Source organism: Ruegeria sp. AE4 (assembly GCF_056542185.1).
Genome location: NZ_JBQFZK010000011.1, coordinates 49,297 through 75,469 on the forward strand (window position 1 = coordinate 49,297; position 26,173 = coordinate 75,469).

The window sequence follows — 26,173 nt, forward strand, 5'->3', positions numbered from 1 at the left end:
ATGTTCACCCCGAAGGCGCAAAATCCTGCTTTGGCCGCAGGGCTGATCTTTGTCGCGACCGCCTTTATCGCGGCGACGACGCTGTTGGCCAAGGCCTTGGGGACGGATACACTCGGGCCACCCTTGCACGCGATGCAAATCAGTCACGGGCGGTTTCTGTTTGCCCTGCTTGCCATCCTGTCGGCGGTCGCAGTGCTTCGTCCCCGGCTGGGGCGGCCCCATTGGGGGCTGCATGTCGGGCGAACCAGCTTTGGCTGGGCCGGGGTGACGTTGATGTTCGCGTCTGTTGCGTTCATTCCGATGGCGGATGCGACGGCGATCTCCTTTCTGAACCCGGTCTTTGGCATGGTTCTGGCCATTCCGCTGTTGGGGGAACGCGTCGGCCCGTGGCGCTGGCTGGCGGCGGCCGTGGCCCTTGTGGGTGCGGTGATCCTGCTGCGCCCGACACCTGCAAGTTTTCAGCCCGCCGCCCTTCTGGCGCTGGCTGCGGCGGCGTTTATCGGGATGGAGCTGATCTTTATCAAGAAACTGTCGGGGCGCGAGGCCCCGATCCAGATTCTGCTGATCAACAACACGATGGGGCTGGTGATCGCCACGGTCGCGGTCAGCTTTGTGTTTCACATGCCTACGCCACAGCAATGGGTTGCGCTGGTGGGGATCGGCCTGCTGATGGCCTGCGCGCAGGTTTGTTTCATCAACGGCATGGCACGTGCGGACGCGTCATTCGTGGCCCCGATCAGCTATGCCACACTGATTTTCGCCGCGCTGTACGATTTTGCGGTGTTTGATGTGATCCCCGACCGGATCAGCCTGATTGGCGCGGTCACGATCCTGACCGGAGGGCTGATCCTGGTCTGGCGCGAGGCGGTAAACCGCCGGACCTGACAGAAAAAACCGCCCTTGCGGTTCAGGGGCGACCTTTGTGTCGCAAATCCCCATGAATGGCGAGGTGACCGGCGCATTCTGGGCTGAGTTGATTTGCGAGTTTGTTATGCATGAACGCCGAATACCTGAATGGGTACGCCACGCGCCTGCCCCATCGGTGCGCGATTTCGGGATTCTGGCCGGAATCGAAGCCGTGGTGCGCGGTATTCTGATTTCGGTCTTTCCGCTGGCGATGTACCGGGCGCTGGGCGATGCCTCGTCCGTGTCATTCCTGTATTTCCTGATTGGCATCCTGTCCCTGCTGGTCGGGTTGATGGTGCCGTTCCTGATCCGTTTTGTACCGCGCAGATGGGCCTATTCCACCGGTTGCGTCATGTTCATCTGCGGTGCATCGCTGGCGATCGTGGGCAGCCCCGAGGCCGTGGTCGGCGCGTTGGCCCTGAATACCATGGCCGCGGTTGTCACTTTCATCTGCTTCAACACCTATGTGCTGGATTACATCAGCAAGATCGAACTTGGCCGGTGCGAGACCAGCCGCATGTTCTACAGCGCTTTGGGATGGACGGGCGGCCCAATGGCCGGTGTTCTGCTGATGGAGCTTTGGCGCCCTGCCCCGTTTGTCATCAGTGCCGGAGCGGCGCTGGTCATGCTGGCGCAGTTCTGGCGCATGCGTCTGGGCAATGGCAAGCTGATCACCAAGGCTCGTGGTCCGGCCAAGAACCCGTTGGCCTTTCTTCCCCGGTTCTTTGTCCAACCCCGACTGGTTGCCGGATATCTGTTTGCAATGATCCGGTCCTGCGGGTGGTGGATATATGTGGTCTACCTGCCCATTTTCGCCATCCAAAACGGGCTGGGAGAACAACTGGGCGGCATCCTTCTGTCATGCACTAACGCCATGCTGCTGGCCGCCCCGTTGATCCTGCGCTGGGTCCAGACGCGGTCGCTCAGGTCGGCTGTTCGCATCGGGTTTGCCGCCGCGGGGGCCTGCTTTTTCGCAGCCGGATTGGTCGCGGGATGGCCGGTTGCCTCGGTGGCTGCGCTGGTTCTGGGGTCTGTCTGGCTGATCGTTCTGGATATCTGCGCCGGATTGCCCTTCCTTATGGCCGTTAAACCGTCTGAGCGAACCGAGATGTCGGCGATTTATTCCAGTTACCGCGATGTCTCGGGCATTCTGACGCCCGGTGTTGCATCTCTGGTCTTGTTGGTGGCGCCGGTGGCCGGTGTGTTCGCGGCAGGCGGGATTGCCCTGTTTGGCGCTTGGGCTGTGTCGGCCCGCTTGCATCCGCGGCTGGGCGAATCCAAGCCTTCCCTGCCGCCCGACAGGTTGGCAGAGACCGGTTAAGCCTTTAGCCGATAACCGGTGCGCAGCATTTGCCAGGTGATCAACCCGATGGCCAGCGTGGCAAAGCCACAAACCGCCATGCCCAACCACGGTGAGCTGTCGGACACGCCGATCATGCCGTAACGCAGCCCATCGATCAGGTAGAAGACCGGGTTCAGATGGGTCAGGCGGTTCAGGACAGGAGGCAGCGCCTCGACCGAATAGAAGGTGCCCGACAGGAAGGCCAATGGCGTGACGATGAAGTTGGTGATCGCGGCCATCTGATCGAATTTGTTTGCAAAGATCCCGGCAAACAGGCCCAGTGCGCCCATGAAGGCGCCCCCCAGAACAACAAAGATCAGTGCAATCAACGGGTGCTGGGGCGCGATGGACAGCAAAACCAGCAACGCAACTGAAATCACCAGCGCGATCATCAGGCCACGGGCGATGCCACCGGCGAGATACCCCAGCAGGATCTCGAGCGGGGACAGCGGCGGCATCAGCGTGTCGACGATATTGCCCTGCACCTTGGCAATCACCATCGAAGAGGAGGTATTGGCAAAGGCGTTCTGGATCACAGTCATCATCAGGATCCCCGGTGCCAGAAAGACCACAAACGGCACGCCCATGACGTCAGGGCGGCTGGGCCCAATGGCGATGGTGAAGATCAGCAGGAACAGGCCAGCCGTGACCAGAGGCGCCAGAACGGTCTGGGTCCAGACCGAAAGAAAGCGCCGGATTTCGCGCTGCGCCAGCGTGTAAAGCCCCATCCAGTTGACCGCCCCAAAGCTGCGTTCGGTCTGTTCTGCGGGATTCTGCATGCTTTGCCCTCAACCTGATTCGAAGACAGCTTGTAACTCGGGCTGCAGTGTTTAGAATAGGGGGCTGAGACGAATTCCCAAGGCGGCCCGAATCCGGGGCCGCTTTCCGCTTTTGAAAGGCTGACGATGTCCTGGACAGACGAGCGCGTAGAACTGCTGAAGAAGATGTGGGGCGAAGGCCAGTCGGCCAGCCAGATCGCCAAGGAACTGGGTGGCGTGACCCGCAACGCGGTGATTGGCAAGGTCCACCGCCTGGGCCTGTCCAACCGGACAGCAGGCGCAGCCCCGGCCAAGTCCGAACCGAAAGAGAAACCGGCACCCGCGCCCAAGGCCGAAGCCAAGCCCAGACCCATGCCAAAGACAGAACCGGCGCGCCCGGCTGCTGCTGCCGAGGCGAAACCCGCCGTTCCGGCGCGCCGCCAGATCATCCCGGCCGGTCAGCCGCTGCCGCCGCAGCCTTCGGCCAACGAAATCAGCCCCGAGGCGCTGGCCAAGGTCAACGAGATCGAGAAGAAAGCCAAGAAGCTGACGCTGATGGAACTGACCGAGAAAACCTGCAAGTGGCCCGTGGGCGACCCCGCGACCGAGGATTTCTGGTTCTGCGGACTGCCGGTTGAGGCAGGCAAACCCTATTGCGAGGCGCATGTGGGCGTGGCCTTCCAACCCATGAGCTCGCGCCGCGACCGGCGGCGGTAATTGCGAACACAAGAACCTAAATCTTGTCTATGGAACGTGAAAAGGGCGCAGGCGTTTCGCCACGCCTCTTACCGGAGGCGTTGCATAGTCAAGAACGACGCAAGACGTAACGAGCTCTTACAAAGAAAACACCCTCGCTGAATGCTGCGAAGGTGTTTTAGTTCGGAGCGTCAACTTTGCGGACAGAGCTGCCTTTGAGCCGATGTCCGCTTCCATGACCGACCAAAACGGGCCGATTTACAAGCGATCTGATTCTGCACACTCAATTCAGACCATTTCAACGTAGATGATGCGCAATAGTCGAGTTTTTTGCGCTAGAGTGATAGCCGACACACGTACGCATCGCGGAGAATGCGTTCAAAAAAACATCCAAGTTAAAGAATTTCGATTTAGAAACGAACAGATGCCTAGGTAATGTGGTTTAGCTCGATTGCGCTTCCTTGTCCTTCGTAGCGCACAGCTCCCGGAGTCCATGGTTCAGAAGCCGAGTAGTAACCTTCAAAATAATCAACGAGCTCATCCGATGATTCGGCAAGCGCGCCACCGATTGCATCAGTCAGGGCGACAGCTGCTTGCTGCGCCAAAAGAATTGTCCCCGCTGCTAGGCCTGTGGTCGCAACGGCAGCAGCGGTCACGATTTGCTTTAGATCACTTTGGTTGGCGATCACGGCAATACGCTGCATCAACTCACCAAATTTGCGCCGATCCTCTTTTGACTCCCATACTTGGACACGAACGGCTAAACCGGAACGCACGGTTTGAGGCGGGAAAAGCACTGTGCCTTGACCAATAAAACGACGAACATTTTGGTTCTGATTGAGGGGAATGATGCATGAATCTGGAGTACTGATTGTACCTGGATAAAGGTGCAGTCCCTTCATATCCCAAGTCCACGCAAGAAAGTATAATTCGGTGTCGAGACGGAACAATCGTTGAAGAAAGTTGGGGAACCCCTCTGACATTTCCAGCTCAGAAAGCGTGAGGCCACGAATGTCCGCACTTTCAACGAAAAACGTTTCTGTTACGTTATCATCTTCAGATTTCGAAAGAGAAAAGCTCGAAGCGATACCTTCCTGAGGTCTTTCCTGTTTGGAAAGGGTAAAATCCTTAATGGATCCGTTTTGAATCAAAGCCATGAATTAAATGTCCTCTCAAATTTTCGTACCAGAAGCACCCAGAAGCTGGAGACTGTGCATGTTGTTCTTGGCTGCCATCCAAGCAAAACAAACTTCTCCGTTCGACAATCCATATGATGCGCCATTCTGTTTGAAGTGATCTTGCAGTTCATCAAATTCTTCATACAACTGTTGCTTCGCACAGCCGATGTCGTGAGACATCGTGAAAATACATTTGAGTCCGTTGGTGATTGCAAGTTGAGTGGGCAGAGGCACCTTTGGTTGCCATACAAGTTCATCATCGAATCCAAGATAACTGTCACAGCCCCCGGTCGCCACTGCATCTGGTCCCAAAGTGATTGCCGAATAGCAAGCAATTGCCACAACCATACCGTGACCGAGTTGACCAATATTTGTGCTATCGACAATAGAATTGCCGTTCGCGATCAACTCATCTTTTAGACCGTGACCGAACCAAAAAAGATGATCATGGGTCGAAAGGTCGGTTTGCACGGCAGTTCTACTCGCAGCTGCCCCTGCGATATCGGTTCCCTGCCCGGGCGACGTATAATTCAATATCGCTTGACCCCAGGTTGCAGCCTCTTGCGCTGCGGAGTCATCTGCAGGCCTTACCACTAATATCTTCATCTAACGCGCCCCGGCTCATCTGATCCACTCCAACGCTCGATATCTTTCCTAAATTCCTCAAGTAATTCTTCGATCAACTCTGCTTGGGTCTTGGCCACCTCTACTTCGAAAACCGCCGCACTAAACAGGACCCGCACGGTTTTCGCGGGCGGGGTGATTTTATCCACAGCTCCATCATTCGAGAGTACCTCAGTCATGGCGCTCGATATTTCGCGGGGCGTAATGCTAGATGTCTCGGAGGTGGCAATTACCGCAACATCAGGAAGCGGGTGATTTGCACCCCATCGTTCCAAGACAGTGGCGACCTTAACAAATGCTTCTGGAGAAATATCGGGTGCAATAGCGGCCATTCTGTTTCAACCTAATTAATCAGTTAATACGAAAAATCATTGCGCAGCAGCAGTGTTGCGTTTGACAAACTTGTAGTCAACCCATGCTGATAATCAGTGAGAAAGGCTTAAGCGTGCAATTTTTTCCAGCACCTCCAATAAATCGGTCATTAGCTGCGACCTGACCAATGAGGAACTTGGGCTCGAACCTGACATTGAAGTGCAGGTGATCTTGGTGCCACTGGCACATGGTAGCCTTTCACTGCGCGGGATGTGTCGGCAGGTTCGGCATCGCCACCCAGCCCGGCAATTCATCCGGTGCGACCGAGACATGCAGGCGTTCCGACTGGTCCCGCCCGACCTTGCGGTGTTTGCGCAGCAGAAAGATCTTGCCCCAGCCGCGCCAGGTTCCAACCGATTGCGCATGGGCATCCGTCGGGAAACGGGTGCGCCAGCCTTCGGGCATCGGCAGCCCGTGCATCTCGGCCTTGTCCAGCATCCAGATCAACGAGATATTGCTGAGCGGGCGGGCCTCTTCATAGCCGTTCAACTGGCCGCCGATATCGCCGTGGGTGCCGCGGAACCAGACCTGTTCCACATGGCCATTGAACTCGGGCTTGCATCGCCACAGAACCGGCTCGAACACCTCGCGCGTTTCGTCGAGGGCCAGCGCGTGATAGCCATGCAGAGTGGCCGGGCCCAGCTGGTGGTTGTGAAAGGCATGGCGATCCTCGGCCCAGCGCCACAGAAGCGGCAGGCGCAGGCCCAGCGCCTTGACCGTGTCCCAGACACCGACCATCTCGATCTTGACGTTGTCATGGCAGAACTTGCGGCGGAAATCGCGGGCTGCGGTGCCGCTGACATTGCATTCATAGTGGCGGTAGGCTTGCAGGATGTTCCGCTCGGTCGCGTGTTCGGCCTTGAGCAGGCCGATCATGTCGATCACCCCGGCCAGGCTGCGCACGCCGTAGGCTCCACGGGAATAGCCGATGAAATAAATCCGGTCACCGGGCTTGTAGCGCGACGCCAGATAGCCATAGGCGCGGCGAATCTGGCGGTTGATGCCCCGGCCCATCATCACGTCCATGGTGGATTTCCAGCTTTCCCACTGCACGCCTGCCTCGTAGAACACCGACACCTTGCTGCCCATTTCGCAGCACAGGCGATAGGTCTGTCCGGCATGGGTTTCGAACCCCGGTTCGAGGGTGGACATGGTGCCATCTAGGATAATCACGTGGCTGATCGGCTCGCGGTGCCGCGTTTCGGCGGAGTGCTCGGACCGTAAGGGCCGCCCGAGCCATCCCAGAACCTTCCTACTTAGCCGCGACAGATTCATGCGTCAGCAATTCCCAAACCTTGTGAGGTGTGAAAGGCATATCCGCCTGCCGCACCCCGTGATCCCAGAGCGCGTCCTGAACCGCATTTGCCACAGCGGCCAGAGCGCCCACCGTGCCGGCCTCGCCGCATCCTTTCATCCCCATCGGGTTGGAAGTTGACGGCACCGGCGCCGAGGTAAACTTTATCATGGGTACGTCCACCGCGCGGGGCAAGGCGTAATCCATAAACGATGCCGTGAGCAGCTGTCCGTGATCATCATGCACCACATGTTCCGACAGCGCCTGCCCGATGCCCTGAACCACCCCGCCATGCACCTGCCCTTCGGCCAGCATCGGGTTGATAAGATTTCCGAAATCATCAACCACGGTGTAGCGGTCCACACGGGTTTCGCCGGTGAAGGAATCGATCACGACCTCGGCAACATGCGCGCCGTTGGGATAGCTGCGGGCATCCAGTTGCGCGCGGGACTCATGCGTCAGCAAGTCCAATCGCCCGTCAGCTCGGGCCATGGCCGCGGCTTCGGTCAGGGTCGGCGTTAGGTTCGAGCCCGGCGCGCGGAATGTTTCATGGTCAAATCGCACATCACTGTCCTCGACCCCCATCTTATCGGCCAGATAAGGCGTGAATGCGGCGATCATTTTGTCAATGGTGGCGAGGGTCGCGGTACTTTGCACCGTCACCGAGCGCGAGCCACCGGTTCCGCCGCCATGGCCAAGCCGGTCGGTATCACCCTGAATGACGGTGATCCTGTCCATCGGGACGCCGGTCTGATCGGACAGGAACTGAGCATAAACCGTTTCGTGCCCCTGCCCGTTCGATTGTGTGCCGACATAAAGGTTCACCGTGCCATCCTCGCAAAACTCGACCTTCGAGTTCTCGGAAGGGTCCCCCAAAATACTTTCGATATAGTAACAAAGACCCTGCCCCCGGATCAGACCGCGTTCGGCATCGGCGGCCTTGCGGGCTTCGAACCCGCTGGTCTGGCTGGCCGCGCGGCGCAGGACCATGTCGAAATCGCCGACATCATAGGTTTCACCCGTGGCAGAGGTGTAGGGGAAATCGCCGGATCTGATGAAGTTTTTGCGCCGCAACTCCCACGGGTCAAGACCCAGTTCGCGTGCGGCGCGGTCCATCACGCGTTCCAGCACATAGATCGCCTCGGGACGTCCGGCACCGCGATAGGCGTCGACCTGTGTTGTCGTGGTATAGAACCCCTCGACCCGGAGATAGGTGGTCTGAACGTCATAGACCCCCATCAGCACCTTGCTGAACAGGCTTGTCTGGATCGCCTGCGCGAAATGGCTGTTATAGGCACCAAGGTTGACTTTGCTGTGGACGCGGTAGGCGGTGATCCGGTGGTCTGCATCAAAGGCCAGCTCGGCCAGAGAGGTCAGGTCGCGGCCGTGGTGATCGGAGAGCATTGCCTCGGACCGGTCGGACATCCAGTGCACGGGCTGGCCTAGTTTCATCGCGGCCACGGCCACGCAGAAATATTCGGGATATGGCATCACCTTCATGCCGAACCCGCCCCCCACATCCGGGGTGGTGACACGGATCGCATCCGCATCGAGTTTCAGCTTTTGCGCCAGCTGTGCCTTCATCGCCCAGACACCCTGCCCGCCATAGGAAAAGTGCAGACGCCCGCCAGACCAATCGGCCTGACAGCCCCGCGGCTCGAGCGAGCTGATGATGACGCGGTTGTCGTGCACGTTCAGCGACACGGTATGGGCGGCGGCCTGAAAGGCGGCCTTGGTCGCGGCCTCATCACCCAGACCCCAGTCAAACGCGCGATTGTCGGGCGCTTGCGGGTGCAGGGCCTCACCCCCCGCTTTCACGTCCAGCTTGGCGGGGCGTTCCCGGATATCCATCCAGATCAGCTCGACCGCGTCCTGCGCCTGTACCAGCGTATCCGCGATGACAACGGCCACGGGTTCGCCCACAAAGCGCACACGGTCCTTGGCCAGCATATGCCGATCCGGCGCGGCAGAGCCGGTCCCGTCGCGGTTGGTCAAGGTTGCTGCATTCATCACCGTGTCGATGCCCGAGGCGGCAAGATCGTCCAATGTTATGACCAGCCGCACCCCGTCGGCGCTCCGCGCGGATTCAAGATCCAGCGCAGTGATATCGCCATGGGCCACTGGGCTGCGGAAGAAAGCGGCAAACAGCGCATTGCCGGGCACGGCATCGTCCATATAGCGCCCCTGCCCGGTCAGGAACCGCTGATCTTCGGTCCGTTTGACGGGCTGGCTTTTGCCGAATTTTTCCATGGGATGCTCCTGTCGCTGCCTTGATGGCGACACTAGCCCTGTGCTTGCTTATGTCCAGCGCCTTGCATGAAAGCGTGTGGCGACACCGATGTCGTAAACAGGATTGCGGGAGCCGCAGAGGGATTCGTAGGCTGTTTTAAGATACAGCCTGCCGGAGGTCCCCCATGCCCGAACCCATTTCCCTGTCACAGGGCCGCCTGGACGCCCCATCGGTCGACGCGTATTGGCAAGACGGGTTTGCCTTTCCCATTACAGTCTTTTCACCGGATGAGACCGAACAGTTCCGGGCCGAGCTGGAGCAGATCGAGAAGACCTGGCGCGTGGCTGACCTTCCGCTGCCGCTGAACATGTACAAACGCCTGAACGCCCATGTGGTGATGCCGCTGGTCGCCCGTATCGCACTGGACCCCAGGGTTCTGGACGTCGTCGAAGGAATACTGGGACCGGACTTGCTGCTGTGGTCTGCGGAACTGTTCATCAAAGAGCCACGCACGACTCAGGTGGTGGGAATGCATCAGGACCTGACCTATTGGGGGATGGGCGAAACACCGGATCAGATGACCGCATGGATCGCATTGTCGCCTGCCACGATTGCAAGCGGCTGCATGGACTTTGTCAGGGGCAGCCACAAGAACCCGATCCTGCCCCATAACGACACGTTTTCAGACAACAACCTGCTGTCGCGCGGGCAAGAGGTGGCTGTGGATGTGGCAGACGAGGACAAAACGCATATCGAATTGCAGCCGGGTCAAATGTCGCTGCACCATGGCCTCACAATCCATGGCTCGGGACCCAATATGTCGGACGATCGGCGGATCGGGCTGGCAATCCGGTATCTGAACCCGAACGCGCAGCAAAAAGTGGCGGACCGCGATTACGCGGTCTTGGCGCGCGGCGAAGACCGGGTGGGCAATTTCATCCTCATCGAACCACCGACCGAATTGTTTTCGCCGCCAGCCTTGGCGCTTCATGCCCGCATTCGAGAGGATCAGGCCAAGGCGATGACACAAGGCGCGGCGCAAAGCACGCACCTGTACGGAAACGAGGCGACCGGCACGGGGTGACATCGGCAATCGTCGCCGCGCAGGGCCTTCCCCTTCCCGTCTCCATTCGCTATTGCAGGCGCTGACCCGAATTTGTTGACGCAGGACGCATCCCATGGCGATGGAAAAGACATTCAACGCGGCCGAGGCCGAGGCCCGTATCTATGAGGCCTGGGAACAGGCCGGAGCCTTCAAGGCAGGCGCGAACCGTTCGCGTGATGAGAGCTTTTGCATCATGCTGCCACCGCCCAACGTGACCGGCGCGCTGCATGTGGGACATGCCTTTAACCATACACTGATGGATATTCTGATCCGCTGGCACCGGATGCGCGGGTTCGACACTCTGTGGCAACCTGGTCAGGACCACGCCGGCATCGCCACGCAGATGCAGGTTGAAAAGAAACTGATGGCCGAAGAGGGCAAGAAGCGCACCGACTACGCGCGCGAGGAGTTTCTGGCCAAGGTCTGGGATTGGAAGGGGCAATACGGCCGCAAGATTATCGAACAGATGACGCGGTTGGGGAATTCCTGCGACTGGTCGCGCAATGCCTTTACCATGGCGGGCGCACCAGGTGACCCACGCACCGGGCACGAAAACTCACCCAACTTCCATGATGCCGTTATCAAGGTCTTTGTCGACATGTACGAGAAGGGCCTGATCTATCGCGGCAAGCGACTGGTCAACTGGGACCCACATTTCGAGACGGCGATTTCGGACCTTGAGGTCGAGAATATTGAAACGCCGGGCCACATGTGGCACTTCAAGTACCCTTTGGCGGGCGGCGAGACATATGAGTATTTGGAAAAAGATGAAGATGGGAATGTAATCCTTCGCGAAGAGCGGGATTATATCTCGATCGCGACGACCCGCCCTGAAACCATGCTGGGCGACGGTGCCGTGGCCGTCCATCCGTCGGATGAGCGCTACGCGCCGATCGTCGGCAAACTGTGCGAAATCCCGGTTGGACCGAAAGAGCATCGCCGCCAGATTCCGATCATCACCGATGAGTATCCCGATCCCGACTTCGGCTCGGGCGCGGTGAAGATCACCGGCGCGCATGACTTCAACGACAATATGGTCGCCAGGCGCTGCGGCATTCCGATGTACCGCCTGATGGACACCAAGGGCGCGATGCGGGCTGATGGCGCGCCTTACGCCGAAGAGGCGGGCAAGGCGCAGGAATACGCGCGCGGCAAAGCGTTCACCGAGAATGAGATCGACGCGATCAACCTGATCCCGGATCACCTGCGCGGACTAGACCGGTTCGAGGCGCGCGCCAAGGTGGTCGAAGAGATCACCCGCGAAGGTCTGGCTGTTATGTGTCCAGCGGACGATCCGCGTCTGGGATCGAGCTGGGCTGAAGCCCGGCCTACAGAGGGCGAAGACGGTGGGCAGGACTTCAGCCCGGCACTTGTCCCACTGGTCGAGAGCAAACCGATCATGCAACCCTTTGGCGACCGCTCGAAAGTCGTCATCGAGCCGATGTTCACCGACCAGTGGTTTGTGGATGCCGAAAAGGTCGTCGGTCCTGCGCTGGATGCGGTCAAGGATGGCACGGTCAAGATTATCCCTGAATCGGGCGAGAAAACCTATTACCACTGGCTGGAAAACATCGAGCCCTGGTGCATCTCGCGCCAGCTGTGGTGGGGACATCAGATTCCGGTTTGGTATGGGCCAGGGATCAAGGATGGCACAGTCTCGCATCAAGCAGAAAGACAACCTTTTTGCGCTCCAACATTCGCAGAAGCGAAGACCAAAGCCGCCAAGTTTTATGCTGATGCGCTCGGTTATGAGATAGACTTTATCGAGATGCCGCCAATGGAAGGCTCATCACGGGGAAGCGAGGCCTTTATTGGATCTATCAACTTTGGACCGATCCAAGATGTTAGTCTCATTCGCGACCCCGACGTCCTCGACACCTGGTTCTCATCCGGCCTCTGGCCCATCGGCACGCTGGGCTGGCCCGAAGATACCGAGGAAATGCACCGCTATTTCCCGACAGACGTTCTGATCACCGGCTTCGACATCCTGTTCTTCTGGGTCGCCCGGATGATGATGATGCAACTGGCCGTAGTGAATGAAATCCCGTTCCACACCGTCTACCTGCACCAGCTCGTCCGCGACGAGAAGGGCAAGAAGATGTCCAAGACCACCGGCAACGTCATCGACCCGCTGGAAATCGTCGACGAGTTCGGTGCCGACGCGCTGCGGTTCACCAATGCCTCGATGGCGGCGATTGGCGGCGTGCTGAAACTGTCGCGTGAACGCATCACCGGCTATCGCAACTTCGGCACCAAGCTGTGGAACGCCGTCCGCTTTGCCGAGATGAACGAGGTCTTTACCGACGCCGTCCCGCAACTGGACGTGGCCGACCTGCAGCCCAAGGCCGCCGTAAACCGCTGGATCATCGGCGAAACCGCCCGTGTGCGGGCGGAGGTCGACGCGGCGCTGGAGAGCTATCGCTTCAACGATGCCGCCAACGGCCTGTACGCCTTTGTTTGGGGCAAGGTCTGCGATTGGTACGTGGAACTGTCGAAACCCCTGCTGCAGGGTGACGACGCCGAAGCACAGGCCGAAACCCGCGCCACCATGCGCTGGGTTCTGGATCAGTGCATGGTTCTGCTGCACCCGATCATGCCCTTCGTCACCGAAGAGCTGTGGGGCCTGACCGGCAACCGCGCGAAAATGGTCGTCCACGCTGACTGGCCGACCTACGGCACGGAACTGGTCGACGCCGATGCGGATCGTGAAATGAACTGGGTGATCTCGGTGATCGAGAACACCCGCTCGGCCCGTGCGCAGATGCGGGTACCTGCGGGTCTCTACGTGCCGATGCTGGTGACCGAGATCGACGCAAACGGACAAGCCGCGTGGGACCGCAACGAGGCGCTGATCAAACGTCTGGCCCGCATCGACAGCCTGACCAGCGCGGACGCGCTGCCCAAGGGCACCATCTCGATTGCCGCTCCCGGAGCCTCCTTCGGCCTGCCGCTGGCGGATATCATCGACATTGGCGCGGAAAAGGAGCGGCTGGAGAAAGCAAAGGGCAAGCTGGCCAAGGAACTGGGTGGCCTGCGTGGGCGTCTGAACAACCCCAAATTCGTGGCCTCGGCCCCGGACGAGGTGGTCGAGGAAGCCAAAGCCAACCTCGCCGCACGCGAGGAAGAAGAAGCCAAGCTGAACGAGGCGCTGGCCCGTCTGGCCGAGATCGCCTGATCTTCATCTTTTCAAAAATACTCATACCCCGAACCCCGCCGCTGATCCGGCGGGGTTTTCTTTTGCGCGTTCAGACCTTGCCCGCCCCTGCCGCCGCTTGTTAGCAATCACCAACCCCAACCGCCCGAGGCTGTCATGACCCAGTTTGCCCCACCGCTCCAGACAGTCTCGACCGGGCTTGTTGTCGCCATTGTCGGATTCTTCAGTTCATTTCCTATCGTGTTGCAGGGGCTGGCCGCGATGGGGGCGTCTCCGGCGCAGGCGGCCTCGGGTCTGATGATGGCGGCCATCGCAATGGGACTGACCGCCATTGTGCTGAGCCTGTGGTACCGGCAACCGATCAGCGTCGCCTGGTCGACGCCAGGGGCGGCGCTGCTGGCGGTGTCCGCGACACCGGCGCTAGGGTTTGCCGAAGCAACGGGCGCCTTCCTGTGTGCAGGGGCGCTGACGGTGCTGGCCGGGCTCTGGCGGCCATTGGGGCGGCTGGCGGCCGCCATTCCGACGACTCTGGCACAGGCCATGCTGGGGGGCGTTCTGCTGCCGCTTTGCATTCTGCCCTTTCAGGCCGCAGTCGAATTGCCCGCGCAAGCCCTGCCGGTGATCCTGACATGGTTCATCGCAGGCCGGATCAACCGGCTGTTCGCTGTTCCGGCGGCCGTTTTCGCCGCCGCGCTGGTTGTCGTGCTGAACGCAGGCGACGCATCGGTGACCCCGGCGCGATGGCTGGCGGCACCGGTCTGGACCACGCCCAGTTTTTCGTTGGCCTCGACCATCGGGATCGCCATCCCGCTGTTCATCGTCACGATGGCGACCCAGAATATTCCCGGCATCGCGGTGATGCGCAGCTTTGGCTATACCCCGGCTCCGGGCAGGCTGTTTTCATCCGTGGGTGGGGCGAGCCTGTTATCGGCTCCGTTTGGTGCGCCTGCCACCTGCCTTGCGGCGATCACCGCTGCGATGTGTTCCAACGAGGACAGCCACCCCGATCCCGCGCAACGGTACTGGTCGGCCATCATGGGTGGGGTGTTCTATGGTGTATTCGGTATCTTTGCCGCGGCGATTACCGGCTTTGCATCCCATGCCGATCCGCTGTTGATGGGGACATTGACCGGTGTCGCCCTGATCGGCGTTCTGGCCAATTCGATTTTCGCAGCACTTGAGGTTCCGGCCGAGCGTGAGGCCGCGATGCTGACCTTTGCGATCACCGCATCGGGTATCTCGGTCTTTGGGCTGGGCGCGGCGGTCTGGGGCCTTCTGGTCGGCGGGCTGGCCTATCTGGTGAGCAACAGAATTCGGTAGCCGCTTTCGTATCCCGCCCTTACCGGGTATAGTTGCGCCATGTTCGGTTCACTTGGAAAACTGGTGGAGCGCCAGATCAAAAAGGCACAGGCCGAGGGGCAGTTGCAGGGCCTTGTCGGCGAAGGTCACCCCCTGCCCGACCGGTCCGGCGAGGCGCAGGGCGATCCGGCCATCGCCGCCGGGCACCGGATCATGGCGCAAGCCGGGGTTCTGCCCGAAGAGTTCGACATAAAAAAGAAACTGGATGCGGCCCGCAAAGCGTATCCGGCCCTGACCGACCCCGCGGAACGCCGGGCCGCGATGTCGGAAATCGCTGATCTGGAAATGCGTTACAACATGGCCCGCGATGCACGGCGGGCCTTCATGCGCTGATCACTTGAACTCGGGCTTGCGGCCCTGCATCTGCGCCATCACGACCTCCATCTGATGAGGCTTGCCGATCAGCTCCACCTGCTCGGCGGATTCCGCCTTGAGAACGTCCGCGCGGGGCTGGGTTTCGGCCACTTCGATCAGCCGCTTGGCGGCGCGGATAGCCGAGGGGCTTTGACCGGCGATATTCTCGGCAATGGCCAGAGCTTCGGTCAGCGGATCATCTGAAAGCTGCGTGACCAACCCCCAATCCATCGCCTGCTGCGCACCGATGGGCCGGGCCGTGTAGGTCAGCAGACGCAGCACGTCCGAACGCACAAGCCGGGGCAGCAGAACCATGCCGCCCATATCGGGGATGATACCCCATTTCATCTCCATCACCGCCAGTTTCGCCTCGGGGTGCGCGATACGGATATCCGCGCCCAGCGCAATTTGCAGGCCACCACCATAGGCGACACCCTGAATGGCGCAGATCACCGGCACCGGTACGCGACGCCAGATCAGGGCAAGCTCCTGCATTTCGTTGGCATCTTCGTGGCTGCGGGTCATCAGCCATTCGGTGGGGTCCATATGAGCCATCTTGGCAAAGCTTGCCATGTCGAGCCCGGCGCAGAAGCTTTTCCCCTCGCCCGACAAAACCACGGCGCGGGCGTCCGAGGCGGCGACCTCTTGCCCGGCAGAGAGCAATGCCTTGACCATCGCGTCATCCAGCGCGTTCATCTTGTCACCCCGGGTCAGGGTGACATGGGCAACATGGTCTTGATAGGTAACGGATACGCGTGACATGGGGGACCTCCCGAAATTCAGTTGCGGCGACCATGCCCGGACGGGACGCCGATTTCCACTGCGACGTCAGGGCATATCGCTGACAGGCATCCGCCCGAACCAGGGGGAATCAAGCGTCATGACATAAAACTGATCGCCCACGATCCGGCCCCCTGTCGTGATGCCAATACGGCCCTGCGGATCCTGTAGCGTGCGCAGGATCGTGCCTTCACCGTCGAACTGCACCAGCATACCCCGGTGGATCGGCGCGGGGCGCACAGCCGGGCCCAGCCGCCAGACCACCTTGCGCAGGAAGGGGTATGGCATCAGCGCCTCGGACGGAACGCGCGGGCTGGCAAAGGCCATCCAGTAGGTGCCATCGCCCTGTGCTTCGAGATTGTCGGGATAGCCCGGCAGGTTGTCCAGCAAGACCTCTTGCTGACCGGCTTTCGGCCCGCTGAGCCACAGCTTGTGCACCCGTGCGCGGCCGGTTTCGGCGATCAACAGGAAATCTGCGTCAGGTGAGAGCGCAATGCCATTGGTATAGACGAACCCAGTGGCAATCTTTTCGGTGCGGCCATCGGGGTTGTGACGGGCGACATAGCCTGTATTGGATTGTTCCCAGATGGTCAGGACCGAGGTCGGCTTGGTCCCACCCATGGTTTCGGGATCGAACCGGTCAGAGGAGTTCGAAAAATAGATCGTGCCGTCCTGTGCCACATCCAGTTGGTTTGCATAGACCACGGGCGCACCGTCGATATCGGCCACCACGGATTCAAGCGTGCCCGGCCCGGTCCAGCGCATCACCCCGCGAAAGCTGTCGGCAATATATAGCGCGCCATCCGGCCCGGCCCTGAGGCCCAGAGGACGCCCGCCAAGCTGGTCGACCACAACAGGGTCAGCCCCGTCTATGCGATAGAGCGTGCCGGACCGGCTGGTCGTATAGACCGCACCGCCGGGCAGGATGGCGATGTCTTCGGGGCCGGTTTCCCCATCCGGCAGGCGGATCAGCTGCGCGGCGTCCAGCGCGGTGTTTTCTGCGAAATCCCCTGTGAAACCGGCATCTTCAGGCATCTCAACGGCGACGGGGATAACGGGAACGGGCCAGAACAGAAGATAGGCAAGGCCCAGAAGAACAATGGCAGACAGTATGCGCATCTGCGCTCCTTACTTGTGTTTCAATACGTTCTGACGCGCGGGATGAGGTGCGCGCTTGCCCGAAGCTCGGGCTTGGGGTTATCTGCAGGCATGACAGGACCTCGATACACCCCGCTTGCCCAATCCCTGCCCGCCACCGTGCCCTTTGTGGGCCCCGAAACGCAAGAGCGTCAGCGCGGCACGGCGTTCATTGCCCGTCTTGGCGCCAACGAGAGCGTGTTTGGCCCCTCGCCCCGCGCGATCCGGGCTATGGAGCAGGCCGCGTCTGATATCTGGATGTATGGCGATCCCGAGAATCACGATCTGCGCCATGCTTTGGCCGAGTATCATGGGGTAACCCCCGAAAATATCGTCGTAGGCGAAGGGATTGACGGGCTTCTGGGTTATCTTGTGCGTCTGATTGTAGGGCCCGGGGATGCGGTTGTAACCTCGGACGGGGCGTATCCGACGTTCAATTATCATGTGGCCGGGTTCGGTGGCGTTCTGCACAAGGTTCCCTATGCCGGGGATCACGAGGACCCGGCGGCCCTGTTTGCGAAGGCGGCCGAGGTGGGTGCAAAACTGGTCTATCTGGCCAATCCGGACAATCCGATGGGCAGCTGGCATTCCGGCGCGGATATCGTGGCGGCGATGGATGCCCTGCCCGACGGTTGCCTGCTGATTCTGGATGAGGCTTATGTGGAATGCGCGCCAGATGGGACAGCGGCACCCGTCAGCGCAGACGACCCTCGCGTGATCCGGATGCGGACATTTTCCAAGGTCTATGGCATGGCGGGCGCGCGGGTTGGCTATGCCATTGGAGCGCCCGACCTGATCGCAGCCTTTAACAAGGTGCGCAACCATTTCGGCATGAACCGCGCGGCGCAGGCCGGGGCGCTGGCCGCGTTGCAGGATGGCGCCTGGCTGGAGCACATTCAAACACAGATCGCCGAGGCGCGTGAGCGGATAGGGACAATTGCCCGCGAGAACGGGTTGGAGCCGTTGCCCTCGGCCACCAATTTCGTGACGATTGATTGCGGGCGGGATGGAGAATTCGCCAGAGCGGTACTGGAGGCTTTGGTTGCGCGGGGTCTGTTTGTTCGGATGCCGTTTGCAGCGCCCCAGAACAGGTGCATCCGGGTAAGCTGTGGTGAAACAGCAGATCTGGATGCTTTTGCGGCCGCCTTGCCCAAGGCGCTAGCAGAGGTGCGGGCAAAGACGGGCTAGCGCTGGTCTGTCTTGCCAACGGGGCAAAGGGGGGCTGTCTGCCCCCCCATCGCGCAATGCGCGATTCCCCCCGAGGATATTTTTGGCCAGATGAAGGGGCGGATCAGCGCTGTTCGTCTGACGTGTATCAGGCGGCCAGGACGGCGGCGGCGGCCTCGAGCGCGCCTTTGCCACGGGGGATATCAAGCGCGGCCATGGCCGTTTCCATACCGCCCAGCATCGCCATCACCATTTGCCCGTTGACATGGCCCATATGCCCGAGGCGGAAACAGCTGTCGTAATCCTCCATCCCAAGGCCAATGCCCAATGTCAGGCCCAGTTGATGTTCGGTGAACGCGCGTAGGGCCGTGCCGCGCCCTCCGGTCAGGCGCAGGGCTGTAACGGCATGGCTGCGGTGGTCGCGGTCGGCAACGTTCAGATGCAGCGCGCCGCCTTCGGCCCATGTTTCGCAGGCCGCCCAGATGGCAGTAGCCAGACGCTCATGGCGGGCCCAGACCTGTTCGATCCCTTCCGCATGGATCAGGTCGAGCGCGGCGCGCAGACCATAGAGGTGATGCGTCGGCGCGGTACCGTCGAAATACTGGTAGAACAGGTCGGGATTGGCGCGCGGCTGCCAGTCCCAGTATCGCGACACACGCGGCATGGCGGCCCGCTTGGCCTGTGCTTTGTCGTTGAAAAAGACAAAGCCTGTGCCTGCGGGGGTCATCAGGCCTTTCTGGCAGGCGGTGACCGTGACATCGACGCCCCATTCATCCATCTCGAACCGGTCGCATCCCAGCGAGGCAATGCAATCGGCCATCAACAGCGCCGGGTGGTCCAGATCGTCGAGCAGTTTGCGCAGTGCCGGGATATCGTTGCGGATCGAGCTTGATGTGTCCACATGAACCGCGAGAACAGCCTTGATCTGACGGCTTTTATCCGCGCGCAATGCGTCGGCAATTCGGTCGAGATCCCAGGCGGATGAGGTGCCGAAATCGATTAGTTGCACCTTTGCCCCGATGCCTTCGGCCATCTCGGCCCAGCCATGGGTGAACCGGCCCGAGGCAGGAGCCAGAACGGTTTCGCCGGGGGCGATCACGTTGGACAGAGCGGCCTCCCACGTGCCGTGACCGTTGGCGATATAGATGGCAACGTCATGGCCTGTACGAGCAACCCGGCGCAGATCGCGGGTCAGGTCGGGCATCATGTCGATGAGCGCGCCATCGTAGATATTGGGCGACGGGCGATGCATCGCCTGCAGGACTGCGTCCGGCATCACCGAAGGGCCCGGGATCGCCAAATAAGTTCGCCCCTGGGAGAGGGCAGATGTCTGTGTCATGGGGTCAACCTGTCTGAGTTGACGCCCACATTACCGAGGGGCTTCGCGACGTCAATCCGCCAGCTTGGATGCCTCGCGCGCAAGTGTTTCGATCCCGGCCCAGTCACCGCTTTCGACCATCTGCTTGGGCGCGACCCAGCTGCCACCGGCGCAGATCACATTGGACAGGGACAGGTAGTCACGGGCGTTGGACGGCGACACCCCGCCTGTCGGGCAAAAGCTGATCTGCGGCAGGGGTGCGCCGATGGCTTTGAGTGCGGGCGCGCCGCCCGAGGCCTCGGCCGGGAAGAATTTCAGCATGTCATAGCCTTTTTCCAGCAATGCCATCGCTTCGCTGGCCGTGGCCGCGCCGGGCAGCAGCGGCAGGCCCTCGGCCTCGCACGCCGCGATGAGCGCGTCGGTTGCGCCCGGAGAGACGCCGAACTGCGCGCCCGCCTCTTTGGCGGCGCGGACGTCTTCCGGTGTGACCAGCGTACCTGCGCCGACCACGCCGCCGGGCACCTTGGCCATCGCGCGGATCGCGTCGAGCGCGGCGGGCGTGCGCAAAGTGACCTCAAGCGCTGGCAGACCGCCGGCGACCAATGCCTCGGCCAGCGGGCGGGCCTGCGCGACGTCATCGACAACCAGAACCGGAACGATCGGGGCCAGTGCGCAGATTTCACGGGTGCGTTGGGATTTGGACATGAGGTTAAACTCCGAAAATGCTGGCACCGGTGTCGGCCGAGCCGACATTCTGGCGGAACGCGCCAAAAAGATCGCGCCCTGTACCGTGTTGATTGGCGGACAGGTCGGCGGTGACGGGCGCGCGGTCCAGAACGCCCTCAGTGAGGATTTCCAGATCACCCCTGACCGCGTCAACGCGCAGGATGTCACCATCCTGAAGGTATGCAATGGGGCCGCGGTCGAGCGCCTCGGGGACGACATGGATGGCGGCGGGCACCTTGCCGGATGCGCCAGACATGCGGCCATCGGTGACCAGCGCCACTTTCTGCCCCCGGCCCTGCAGGATCGACAGCATGGGCGTCAGCGAGTGCAGTTCCGGCATCCCGTTGGCCTTGGGGCCCTGGAAGCGCACGACGACGATGACGTCACCGGTGAACTCGCCAGCCTTGAAGGCTGCCTTGACCGCGTCCTGGTCGTGGAAAACGCGGACCGGAGCCTCGACCACCTGATGTTCTGGCGCGACGGCCGAGACCTTCATGACGGCTGTGCCCAGATTGCCGGTCAGGCGCGACAGGCCGCCGGTGGGCTGGAACGGGTCGCGGGCGGGGCGGACAATCTTGTCATTCAGGCTGTGGCCCGCGCCGTCTTGCCAGGTCAGCTCACCATTGATCAGCTTGGGCTCGCGCGTGTAATTGTGCAGGCCCTGCCCGGCGACGGTCAGCGTATCGGGGTGCAGCAAACCTTCTTCGAGCAACGTGCCGATGGTGAACCCAAGCCCGCCTGCGGCGTGGAAGTGGTTCACGTCGGCCAGACCGTTGGGATAGACCCGCGCGACCAGTGGAACAACGGCGGAGATATCGGAAAAATCCTGCCAATCCAGCACGATGCCCCCGGCGCGCGCCATGGCGATCAGGTGGATCAGCAGATTGGTCGAGCCTCCGGTCGCCATCAGGCCGACGATACCGTTCACAAAGGCCCGTTCGTCGAGCACCTGATAAACCGGGGTATAGCTGTTTCCCAGCGCACTGAGCGACAGGGCGCGGCGCGCGCCCTCTTGGGTCAGCGCGTCGCGCAAGGGCGTGTTGGGATTGACGAAGCTGGAGCCCGGCAGGTGCAGGCCCATGAACTCCATCAGCATCTGGTTGGTATTGGCGGTGCCGTAGAAAGTGCAGGTGCCGGGGCCGTGATAGGCGGCCATTTCGGCGGCCATCAGTTCGTCGCGCCCGACCTCTCCGGCAGCGAATTTCTGACGGACCTTGGCCTTTTCGTCATTGGGCAGACCGCTGGTCATTGGTCCTGCGGGCAGGAACACGGCAGGCAGATGCCCGAACGCCTGCGCACCGATGATCAGACCAGGGACAATCTTGTCGCAGACGCCGAGGAAGACAGCCGCGTCATAAGTGTTGTGGCTGAGTGCTACGCCAGTTGCCAATGCGATCACGTCGCGTGAAAACAGCGACAATTCCATCCCTGCTTCGCCCTGGGTGACACCGTCGCACATGGCTGGCACGCCACCCGCGACCTGTGCGGTGCCTCCGGCAGCGCGGATCGCATAGCGGATCAGGGCGGGGTACCGTTCAAAAGGCTGATGGGCAGACAGCATGTCGTTATAGGCGGTGACGATGCCCAGATTGCCCGCCGTGCCGGTGGCCATGGATTGCTGGTCTTCACCCGCACCCGCATAGGCATGGGCCTGACCACTGCAGGACAGGTGCGCACGGGCGGGACCCTTGGATCTGGCCTGTTCCATCCGGTCGATATGGGGGCCGCGCAGACCGGCGCTGCGGTCGATGATCCGTTTGGTGACGTCGGAAATGACAGAGTGAACCATGATTACCCTCCGATCTGACGCCAGCGACGCCCATCGCGATGCATCAGCATCAGTGCTTCTTCGGGGCCTGAACTGCCCTGATCGTACTTGGCAGGTTTGTCCCCGCGCTGTTCCCAGCCGTGAATGATGGGATCGACCCAGGCCCAGGCGGCCTCGGCCTCGTCCCCGCGCATGAACAGGGTCTGATCGCCCCGGATGACATCCATGATCAGGCGTTCATATGCGTCCGGGGATTGCGAGTCATCACCCAGCGCGTCGGCAAAGCTCATGTCCAGAGCGACATCGGACAGGCGGAACCCGCCCTGCCCCGGTTCCTTTATCGTTGTGCGCAGGGTGATGCCTTCGTCAGGTTGCAGGCGGATCACCAGAACGTTGCCATGCAACGGGCCGACATTGGGAAAGATCGTGTGTGGCGGGTCGCGGAAGAACACCGCGATTTCAGAGGCACGGGCGCGCAGGCGTTTGCCTGTGCGCAGGTAGAACGGTACCCCGGCCCAGCGCCAGTTGCCGATATGGACCTTGAGCGCAATAAAGCTTTCGGTGCGGCTGGCCGGCTTGCCAACGTGATCAAGGTATCCGTCACCGCCCTTGCCCGTGCGATACTGACCACGGGCGATATCCCTGGGTTCGACCGGTTCCAGCGCCTCGATCACCTTGACCTTCTCGTCGCGCACCGCGTTGGGAGAGAACTTTGACGGAGGTTCCATCGCGGTCAGGCACAACAATTGCACCAGATGGTTCTGGATCATGTCCCGCATCGCGCCGGATTGATCGTAATAGGCCCCGCGCCCTTCGACCCCTACGGTTTCCGCCACTGTTATCTGTACATGATCGACATGGGTCGAGTTCCAAAGCGGCTCGAACAGGGAATTCGCAAAGCGCAGCGCCATCAGGTTCTGCACGGTTTCCTTGCCCAGATAATGGTCGATCCGGTAAATCTGGTGTTCTTTGAAACACGCCCGCAAGCCTTCGTTCAGCGCTTTGGCCGAGGCCAGGTCATGGCCGAAAGGCTTTTCGACAACGATGCGGCTGTCCGGCGTGGCCAGACCTGCGTCATGCAGGCGCTGCGCAATGCCCGAAAACAGGCTGGGACCTACTGACAGGTAAAAGGCCCGCACCACGTCGGGGCGCAGCATCTTGGACAGATCGGACCATCCGGCATCGCCCAGTGCATCCACCGGCACGTATTCAACATGGGACAGGAACCGGTCCAATGTGTCCTTTTTGAACTTCGGCGCGAATTCCTGCATCGATGCACGGACCTGATCGCGAAACCCATCGCTGTCGATATCCGAGCGCGCCGTGCCGATGATCCGCGCCCCATCAGGCATCTGGCCGACCTCGAACCGATGGTACAGGCCCGGCAGGATCTTACGTTGCGCCAGATCCCCGGTCGCGCCGAACAACACAAGATCGAACGGCTCTACCGGAATTACGCGTGAAACCATCACAGGCTCCTTCTCGAGTTTGCCGATATCAGTTCAGCACGGCATGAAACGGCTCTGCGGCATACTGTTACCGCTAACATTGCCTGCGTGATAAAAAGCCCGCGCGAAAAAATCAAGCATAGTTTCCCCAAAAAGCGAGGTTTTGCGGGCTATACCTGACTGCGCAGCCACTCCATCACGGCCGGGCGCACGGATTGTTCGCCACGATGGCGTGCGTCCGCGATGATTTTGCGCACCTCCATCAGGTCACACCGCAGCAACAGGCTTTTGACCGGACCAATCGACGCCGGGCGCATCGACAGGGTGCGAATACCCATGGCCGCAAGGCACAGCGCCTCGACCGGGCGGCCCGCATCCTCGCCACAGAAACTGAGCGGGGTGTCCGAAAGACCGCAGCGTTCGACAATGCGTTCCATCAGGCTCAGGAAACTGACATTCAATGTGTCATAGCGGCGGCGGACGAGTTCGTTTTCGCGGTCAGCCGCAAAAAAGAACTGCTTGAGGTCATTCCCGCCGATCGAGATGAAATCGACCTCGTCAAAGAACTTTTGCGGCGCAAAGGCCAGCGATGGAGTTTCCAGCATCGCGCCGACTTCAAGCGTTTCGGGCAGAACGTGGCCCAGTCGCTTTTCGCGTTCGATGGTTTTGTTCACCTCCCAGCGGGCTTCGCGATATTCCTCGGCCTGCGCGACAAAGGGGAACATGATGGTCAGCGGGCGCCCATTGGCGGCGCGCAGAAGGGCCTGCAACTGCATCCGCATCACGCCGCGTTTGTCCAGACCGACTCGAATGGCGCGCCAACCCAGGGCCGGGTTGGGTTCGGCCACGTGTTTCATATAGGGCAGCACCTTGTCCGACCCGATATCGAGTGTGCGGAACACCACCCTTTTGTCGCCCGCCGCATCCAGTACCCGCTGATACTGGGTGACAAGCTCGGACCGTTTGGGCATCTGATTGCGGATCAGGAATTGCAGCTCGGTTCGGAACAGACCAACACCTTCGGCACCCGACGTTCCCAGCGACGGGAGATCGGCCATAAGGCCCGCGTTCATCACCAGATTGATGCGCGTTCCGTCGCGTGTGACACAGGGGGTTTCGCGGATCGAGGCATAGCGTTCCTGTGCCTTGGCCTGCATCGCGATCTTGTCGCGGAAGGCGCTGACCACGCTGTCTTCGGGGCGCAGGTGAACAACGCCCTGATCGCCGTCCACCAGCACATGGTCGCCGTTCAGCGCTTCGGTCGTGATCCGGCCCACATGGACCACCAAAGGGATTGCCAGCGCACGGGCCACAATGGTGGCGTGACTGCCGACTGAACCCTCTTCGAGGATGATCCCCTTCAACGCCCGCCCGTATTCCAGCAGGTCACCGGGGCCGATATTGCGCGCGACCAGAATCGGATCGGGCGGCAGATCGGCGCTGTCGGTTTTTCCCTGCCCGGTCAGAATGCGCAGCAAACGGTTGCTGAGGTCGTCAAGATCCGCCAGCCGTTCGCGCAGATAGGGATCGGACACCTGCCCCATCCGGGCGCGCGCCTGAGATTGTTCTTTCTCGACCGCGGCCTCGGCACTGAGCCCCAGAGCAATGTCCTCTTCCATCCGGCGCATCCAGCCTTTGGAATTGGCAAACATCCGGTAGGCTTCCAGCACCTTGAGCTGTTCGGTATCACCATCCCGGGAAATCTCGAGCATCTTGTCGACGCCGACGCGCAGCTCTTCCACCGCCTCGTTCAGACGTTCGCGTTCCCGGTGCGGGTCTTCGGCGATCGGATTGGTGACAACCACACGGGGTTCATGCAGCCAGACATGGCCTTCGGCGGAGCCTTCCTGCGCCGGGCCGCCGCGCAGCAGGACCGATTGCTGGTGCCGTGGCGACAGTGCCGCGCCTTCGCCGACAAAGGCGCCCAGTTCGGTCATTTCGGCCAGCACCATGGCCACCACTTCCAGCGCATAGATTTCGTCGGCGGAAAATTCGCGCGCTTTGCGGGACTGGACAACCAGAACACCCAACTTTTCCCCAAGGCGCTGCACCGGCACGCCGAGAAAGGACGAAAACCGCTCTTCCCCGGTTTCCGGCATATACCGGAACCCTTTTTCAGACGGCGCATCCGGGGTGTTGACCACCTTGCCGGTCTTGGCGACCCTGCCCACCAGCCCCTCGCCCATGCGCATACGGGTCTGGTGCACCGATTCAGGCGCAAGCCCCTGGGTCGCACAGAGTTCCAGGGTCTCATCATCGCGGAACAGATAGATTGAGCACACTTCGCTGCGCATGCTGTCGGCGATCAGATGAGTGATCTGATCAAGACGCTCCTGTCCAGCGGCTTCGCTGGCCATCGCCTCGCGCAACCGCCCCAGCAGCTTGCGGGATTCTGTTTCCGTGCCGTCCGCCATGGCCCAACCAATTCAGTGTGTCAGGCGAAACCCTTGGCCGATC

At 60.9% G+C, this 26,173-nt stretch carries 21 protein-coding genes; 8 read left to right on the plus strand and 13 right to left on the minus strand.

Features of this window, described 5'->3' with window-relative positions; genetic code table 11:
- Together ACR0EK_RS13980 and ACR0EK_RS13985 are read left to right on the plus strand one after the other, a co-directional pair.
- Window positions 1-885 (plus strand): DMT family transporter, encoded by an 885-nt coding sequence (locus ACR0EK_RS13980; RefSeq protein WP_480900261.1) that lies wholly within the window; start codon window positions 1-3, stop codon window positions 883-885.
- Between the two features lie 106 nt (window positions 886-991).
- On the plus strand, window positions 992-2,227 hold the full coding sequence (locus tag ACR0EK_RS13985; protein ID WP_480484540.1) for an MFS transporter: 1,236 nt from the start codon (window positions 992-994) through the stop codon (window positions 2,225-2,227).
- Here the strand turns inward: ACR0EK_RS13985 and ACR0EK_RS13990 are convergent.
- On the minus strand, window positions 2,224-3,027 hold the full coding sequence (locus tag ACR0EK_RS13990; protein WP_209505676.1) for an ABC transporter permease: 804 nt from the start codon (window positions 3,025-3,027) through the stop codon (window positions 2,224-2,226). The two genes, ACR0EK_RS13985 and ACR0EK_RS13990, sit on opposite strands and share 4 nt — an antisense overlap.
- Window positions 3,028-3,153: 126 nt before the next feature.
- On the opposite strand from ACR0EK_RS13990, the gene ACR0EK_RS13995 reads away from it, so the two are divergent.
- Window positions 3,154-3,723, plus strand: a complete 570-nt coding sequence (locus ACR0EK_RS13995; protein ID WP_267363457.1) for a GcrA family cell cycle regulator — start codon at window positions 3,154-3,156, stop codon at window positions 3,721-3,723.
- A gap of 407 nt (window positions 3,724-4,130) precedes the next feature.
- On the opposite strand, the gene ACR0EK_RS14000 is transcribed toward ACR0EK_RS13995, so the two are convergent.
- From ACR0EK_RS14000 to ACR0EK_RS14020, 5 genes are all read right to left on the minus strand, one after another.
- On the minus strand, window positions 4,131-4,859 hold the full coding sequence (locus tag ACR0EK_RS14000) for a hypothetical protein (protein WP_480900263.1): 729 nt from the start codon (window positions 4,857-4,859) through the stop codon (window positions 4,131-4,133).
- A 15-nt stretch (window positions 4,860-4,874) separates the two neighbouring features.
- Window positions 4,875-5,486: a hypothetical protein gene (locus tag ACR0EK_RS14005; RefSeq protein WP_480900264.1), complete on the minus strand. Its 612-nt coding sequence runs from the start codon at window positions 5,484-5,486 to the stop codon at window positions 4,875-4,877.
- A complete protein-coding gene (locus tag ACR0EK_RS14010) occupies window positions 5,483-5,836 on the minus strand; it encodes a hypothetical protein (protein ID WP_480900266.1) in 354 nt (117 codons plus the stop codon). Before ACR0EK_RS14010 ends, ACR0EK_RS14005 begins: the two co-directional genes overlap by 4 nt.
- 238 nt (window positions 5,837-6,074) lie before the next feature.
- Complete coding sequence (locus ACR0EK_RS14015) at window positions 6,075-7,151, minus strand: DUF2235 domain-containing protein (protein WP_209505670.1); 1,077 nt, start codon at window positions 7,149-7,151, stop codon at window positions 6,075-6,077.
- Window positions 7,129-9,420, minus strand: a complete 2,292-nt coding sequence (locus ACR0EK_RS14020) for a xanthine dehydrogenase family protein molybdopterin-binding subunit (protein ID WP_480900268.1) — start codon at window positions 9,418-9,420, stop codon at window positions 7,129-7,131. The genes ACR0EK_RS14015 and ACR0EK_RS14020 overlap by 23 nt, the downstream gene beginning before the upstream one ends.
- Before the next feature lie 164 nt (window positions 9,421-9,584).
- Between ACR0EK_RS14020 and ACR0EK_RS14025 the strand changes: the two genes are divergently transcribed.
- The 4 genes from ACR0EK_RS14025 (at window position 9,585) to ACR0EK_RS14040 (ending at window position 15,351) form a co-directional block, all read left to right on the plus strand.
- A complete protein-coding gene (locus ACR0EK_RS14025; RefSeq protein WP_480900270.1) occupies window positions 9,585-10,484 on the plus strand; it encodes a phytanoyl-CoA dioxygenase family protein in 900 nt (299 codons plus the stop codon).
- 94 nt (window positions 10,485-10,578) lie between these two features.
- Complete coding sequence (locus ACR0EK_RS14030) at window positions 10,579-13,680, plus strand: valine--tRNA ligase (protein WP_480900272.1); 3,102 nt, start codon at window positions 10,579-10,581, stop codon at window positions 13,678-13,680.
- 135 nt (window positions 13,681-13,815) lie between these two features.
- A complete protein-coding gene (locus ACR0EK_RS14035; RefSeq protein WP_480870673.1) occupies window positions 13,816-14,979 on the plus strand; it encodes a benzoate/H(+) symporter BenE family transporter in 1,164 nt (387 codons plus the stop codon).
- 39 nt (window positions 14,980-15,018) lie between these two features.
- Window positions 15,019-15,351, plus strand: a complete 333-nt coding sequence (locus ACR0EK_RS14040) for a DnaJ family domain-containing protein (protein WP_480507803.1) — start codon at window positions 15,019-15,021, stop codon at window positions 15,349-15,351.
- Here the strand turns inward: ACR0EK_RS14040 and ACR0EK_RS14045 are convergent, their stop codons facing one another.
- Together ACR0EK_RS14045 and ACR0EK_RS14050 are read right to left on the minus strand one after the other, a co-directional pair.
- Window positions 15,352-16,134: a crotonase/enoyl-CoA hydratase family protein gene (locus ACR0EK_RS14045; protein ID WP_209505660.1), complete on the minus strand. Its 783-nt coding sequence runs from the start codon at window positions 16,132-16,134 to the stop codon at window positions 15,352-15,354.
- Window positions 16,135-16,200: 66 nt separating this feature from the next.
- Window positions 16,201-17,271 (minus strand): SMP-30/gluconolactonase/LRE family protein, encoded by a 1,071-nt coding sequence (locus tag ACR0EK_RS14050; protein WP_480870667.1) that lies wholly within the window; start codon window positions 17,269-17,271, stop codon window positions 16,201-16,203.
- A 90-nt stretch (window positions 17,272-17,361) separates the two neighbouring features.
- Between ACR0EK_RS14050 and ACR0EK_RS14055 the strand changes: the two genes are divergently transcribed.
- The gene (locus ACR0EK_RS14055) at window positions 17,362-18,477 is read left to right on the plus strand and encodes a pyridoxal phosphate-dependent aminotransferase (protein ID WP_480900274.1); all 1,116 of its coding nucleotides are present in this window, start codon (window positions 17,362-17,364) and stop codon (window positions 18,475-18,477) included.
- A 127-nt stretch (window positions 18,478-18,604) separates the two neighbouring features.
- Here the strand turns inward: ACR0EK_RS14055 and ACR0EK_RS14060 are convergent, their stop codons facing one another.
- The 5 genes from ACR0EK_RS14060 to ptsP all read right to left on the minus strand — a co-directional run bounded on the left by ACR0EK_RS14060 (window position 18,605) and on the right by ptsP (window position 26,130).
- The gene (locus tag ACR0EK_RS14060; protein WP_480539555.1) at window positions 18,605-19,795 is read right to left on the minus strand and encodes a pyridoxal-phosphate-dependent aminotransferase family protein; all 1,191 of its coding nucleotides are present in this window, start codon (window positions 19,793-19,795) and stop codon (window positions 18,605-18,607) included.
- 51 nt (window positions 19,796-19,846) lie between these two features.
- Window positions 19,847-20,479 (minus strand): bifunctional 4-hydroxy-2-oxoglutarate aldolase/2-dehydro-3-deoxy-phosphogluconate aldolase, encoded by a 633-nt coding sequence (locus tag ACR0EK_RS14065; RefSeq protein WP_480870663.1) that lies wholly within the window; start codon window positions 20,477-20,479, stop codon window positions 19,847-19,849.
- A 4-nt stretch (window positions 20,480-20,483) separates the two neighbouring features.
- Window positions 20,484-22,289 carry a phosphogluconate dehydratase gene (gene edd / locus ACR0EK_RS14070; RefSeq protein WP_480900277.1) on the minus strand — a complete coding sequence of 602 codons (1,806 nt, stop codon included), beginning with the start codon at window positions 22,287-22,289 and terminating at the stop codon, window positions 20,484-20,486.
- Window positions 22,290-22,291: 2 nt separating this feature from the next.
- The gene (gene zwf, locus ACR0EK_RS14075) at window positions 22,292-23,737 is read right to left on the minus strand and encodes a glucose-6-phosphate dehydrogenase (protein ID WP_480900279.1); all 1,446 of its coding nucleotides are present in this window, start codon (window positions 23,735-23,737) and stop codon (window positions 22,292-22,294) included.
- A gap of 149 nt (window positions 23,738-23,886) precedes the next feature.
- Entirely contained in the window at window positions 23,887-26,130 is a 2,244-nt protein-coding gene (gene ptsP / locus ACR0EK_RS14080) for a phosphoenolpyruvate--protein phosphotransferase (protein WP_480507789.1), read from the minus strand.
- Window positions 26,131-26,173: the final 43 nt, after the last annotated feature.

Coding starts and splice junctions, on each gene's coding strand:
- ACR0EK_RS13980 (WP_480900261.1), top strand. CDS start 1: ATGTTCACCCCGAAGGCGCAAAATCCTGCTTTGGCCGCAGGGCTGATC.
- ACR0EK_RS13985 (WP_480484540.1), top strand. CDS start 992: ATGCATGAACGCCGAATACCTGAATGGGTACGCCACGCGCCTGCCCCA.
- ACR0EK_RS13990 (WP_209505676.1), bottom strand. CDS start 3,027: ATGCAGAATCCCGCAGAACAGACCGAACGCAGCTTTGGGGCGGTCAAC.
- ACR0EK_RS13995 (WP_267363457.1), top strand. CDS start 3,154: ATGTCCTGGACAGACGAGCGCGTAGAACTGCTGAAGAAGATGTGGGGC.
- ACR0EK_RS14000 (WP_480900263.1), bottom strand. CDS start 4,859: ATGGCTTTGATTCAAAACGGATCCATTAAGGATTTTACCCTTTCCAAA.
- ACR0EK_RS14005 (WP_480900264.1), bottom strand. CDS start 5,486: ATGAAGATATTAGTGGTAAGGCCTGCAGATGACTCCGCAGCGCAAGAG.
- ACR0EK_RS14010 (WP_480900266.1), bottom strand. CDS start 5,836: ATGGCCGCTATTGCACCCGATATTTCTCCAGAAGCATTTGTTAAGGTC.
- ACR0EK_RS14015 (WP_209505670.1), bottom strand. CDS start 7,151: ATGAATCTGTCGCGGCTAAGTAGGAAGGTTCTGGGATGGCTCGGGCGG.
- ACR0EK_RS14020 (WP_480900268.1), bottom strand. CDS start 9,420: ATGGAAAAATTCGGCAAAAGCCAGCCCGTCAAACGGACCGAAGATCAG.
- ACR0EK_RS14025 (WP_480900270.1), top strand. CDS start 9,585: ATGCCCGAACCCATTTCCCTGTCACAGGGCCGCCTGGACGCCCCATCG.
- ACR0EK_RS14030 (WP_480900272.1), top strand. CDS start 10,579: ATGGCGATGGAAAAGACATTCAACGCGGCCGAGGCCGAGGCCCGTATC.
- ACR0EK_RS14035 (WP_480870673.1), top strand. CDS start 13,816: ATGACCCAGTTTGCCCCACCGCTCCAGACAGTCTCGACCGGGCTTGTT.
- ACR0EK_RS14040 (WP_480507803.1), top strand. CDS start 15,019: ATGTTCGGTTCACTTGGAAAACTGGTGGAGCGCCAGATCAAAAAGGCA.
- ACR0EK_RS14045 (WP_209505660.1), bottom strand. CDS start 16,134: ATGTCACGCGTATCCGTTACCTATCAAGACCATGTTGCCCATGTCACC.
- ACR0EK_RS14050 (WP_480870667.1), bottom strand. CDS start 17,271: ATGCGCATACTGTCTGCCATTGTTCTTCTGGGCCTTGCCTATCTTCTG.
- ACR0EK_RS14055 (WP_480900274.1), top strand. CDS start 17,362: ATGACAGGACCTCGATACACCCCGCTTGCCCAATCCCTGCCCGCCACC.
- ACR0EK_RS14060 (WP_480539555.1), bottom strand. CDS start 19,795: ATGACACAGACATCTGCCCTCTCCCAGGGGCGAACTTATTTGGCGATC.
- ACR0EK_RS14065 (WP_480870663.1), bottom strand. CDS start 20,479: ATGTCCAAATCCCAACGCACCCGTGAAATCTGCGCACTGGCCCCGATC.
- edd (WP_480900277.1), bottom strand. CDS start 22,289: ATGGTTCACTCTGTCATTTCCGACGTCACCAAACGGATCATCGACCGC.
- zwf (WP_480900279.1), bottom strand. CDS start 23,737: ATGGTTTCACGCGTAATTCCGGTAGAGCCGTTCGATCTTGTGTTGTTC.
- ptsP (WP_480507789.1), bottom strand. CDS start 26,130: ATGGCGGACGGCACGGAAACAGAATCCCGCAAGCTGCTGGGGCGGTTG.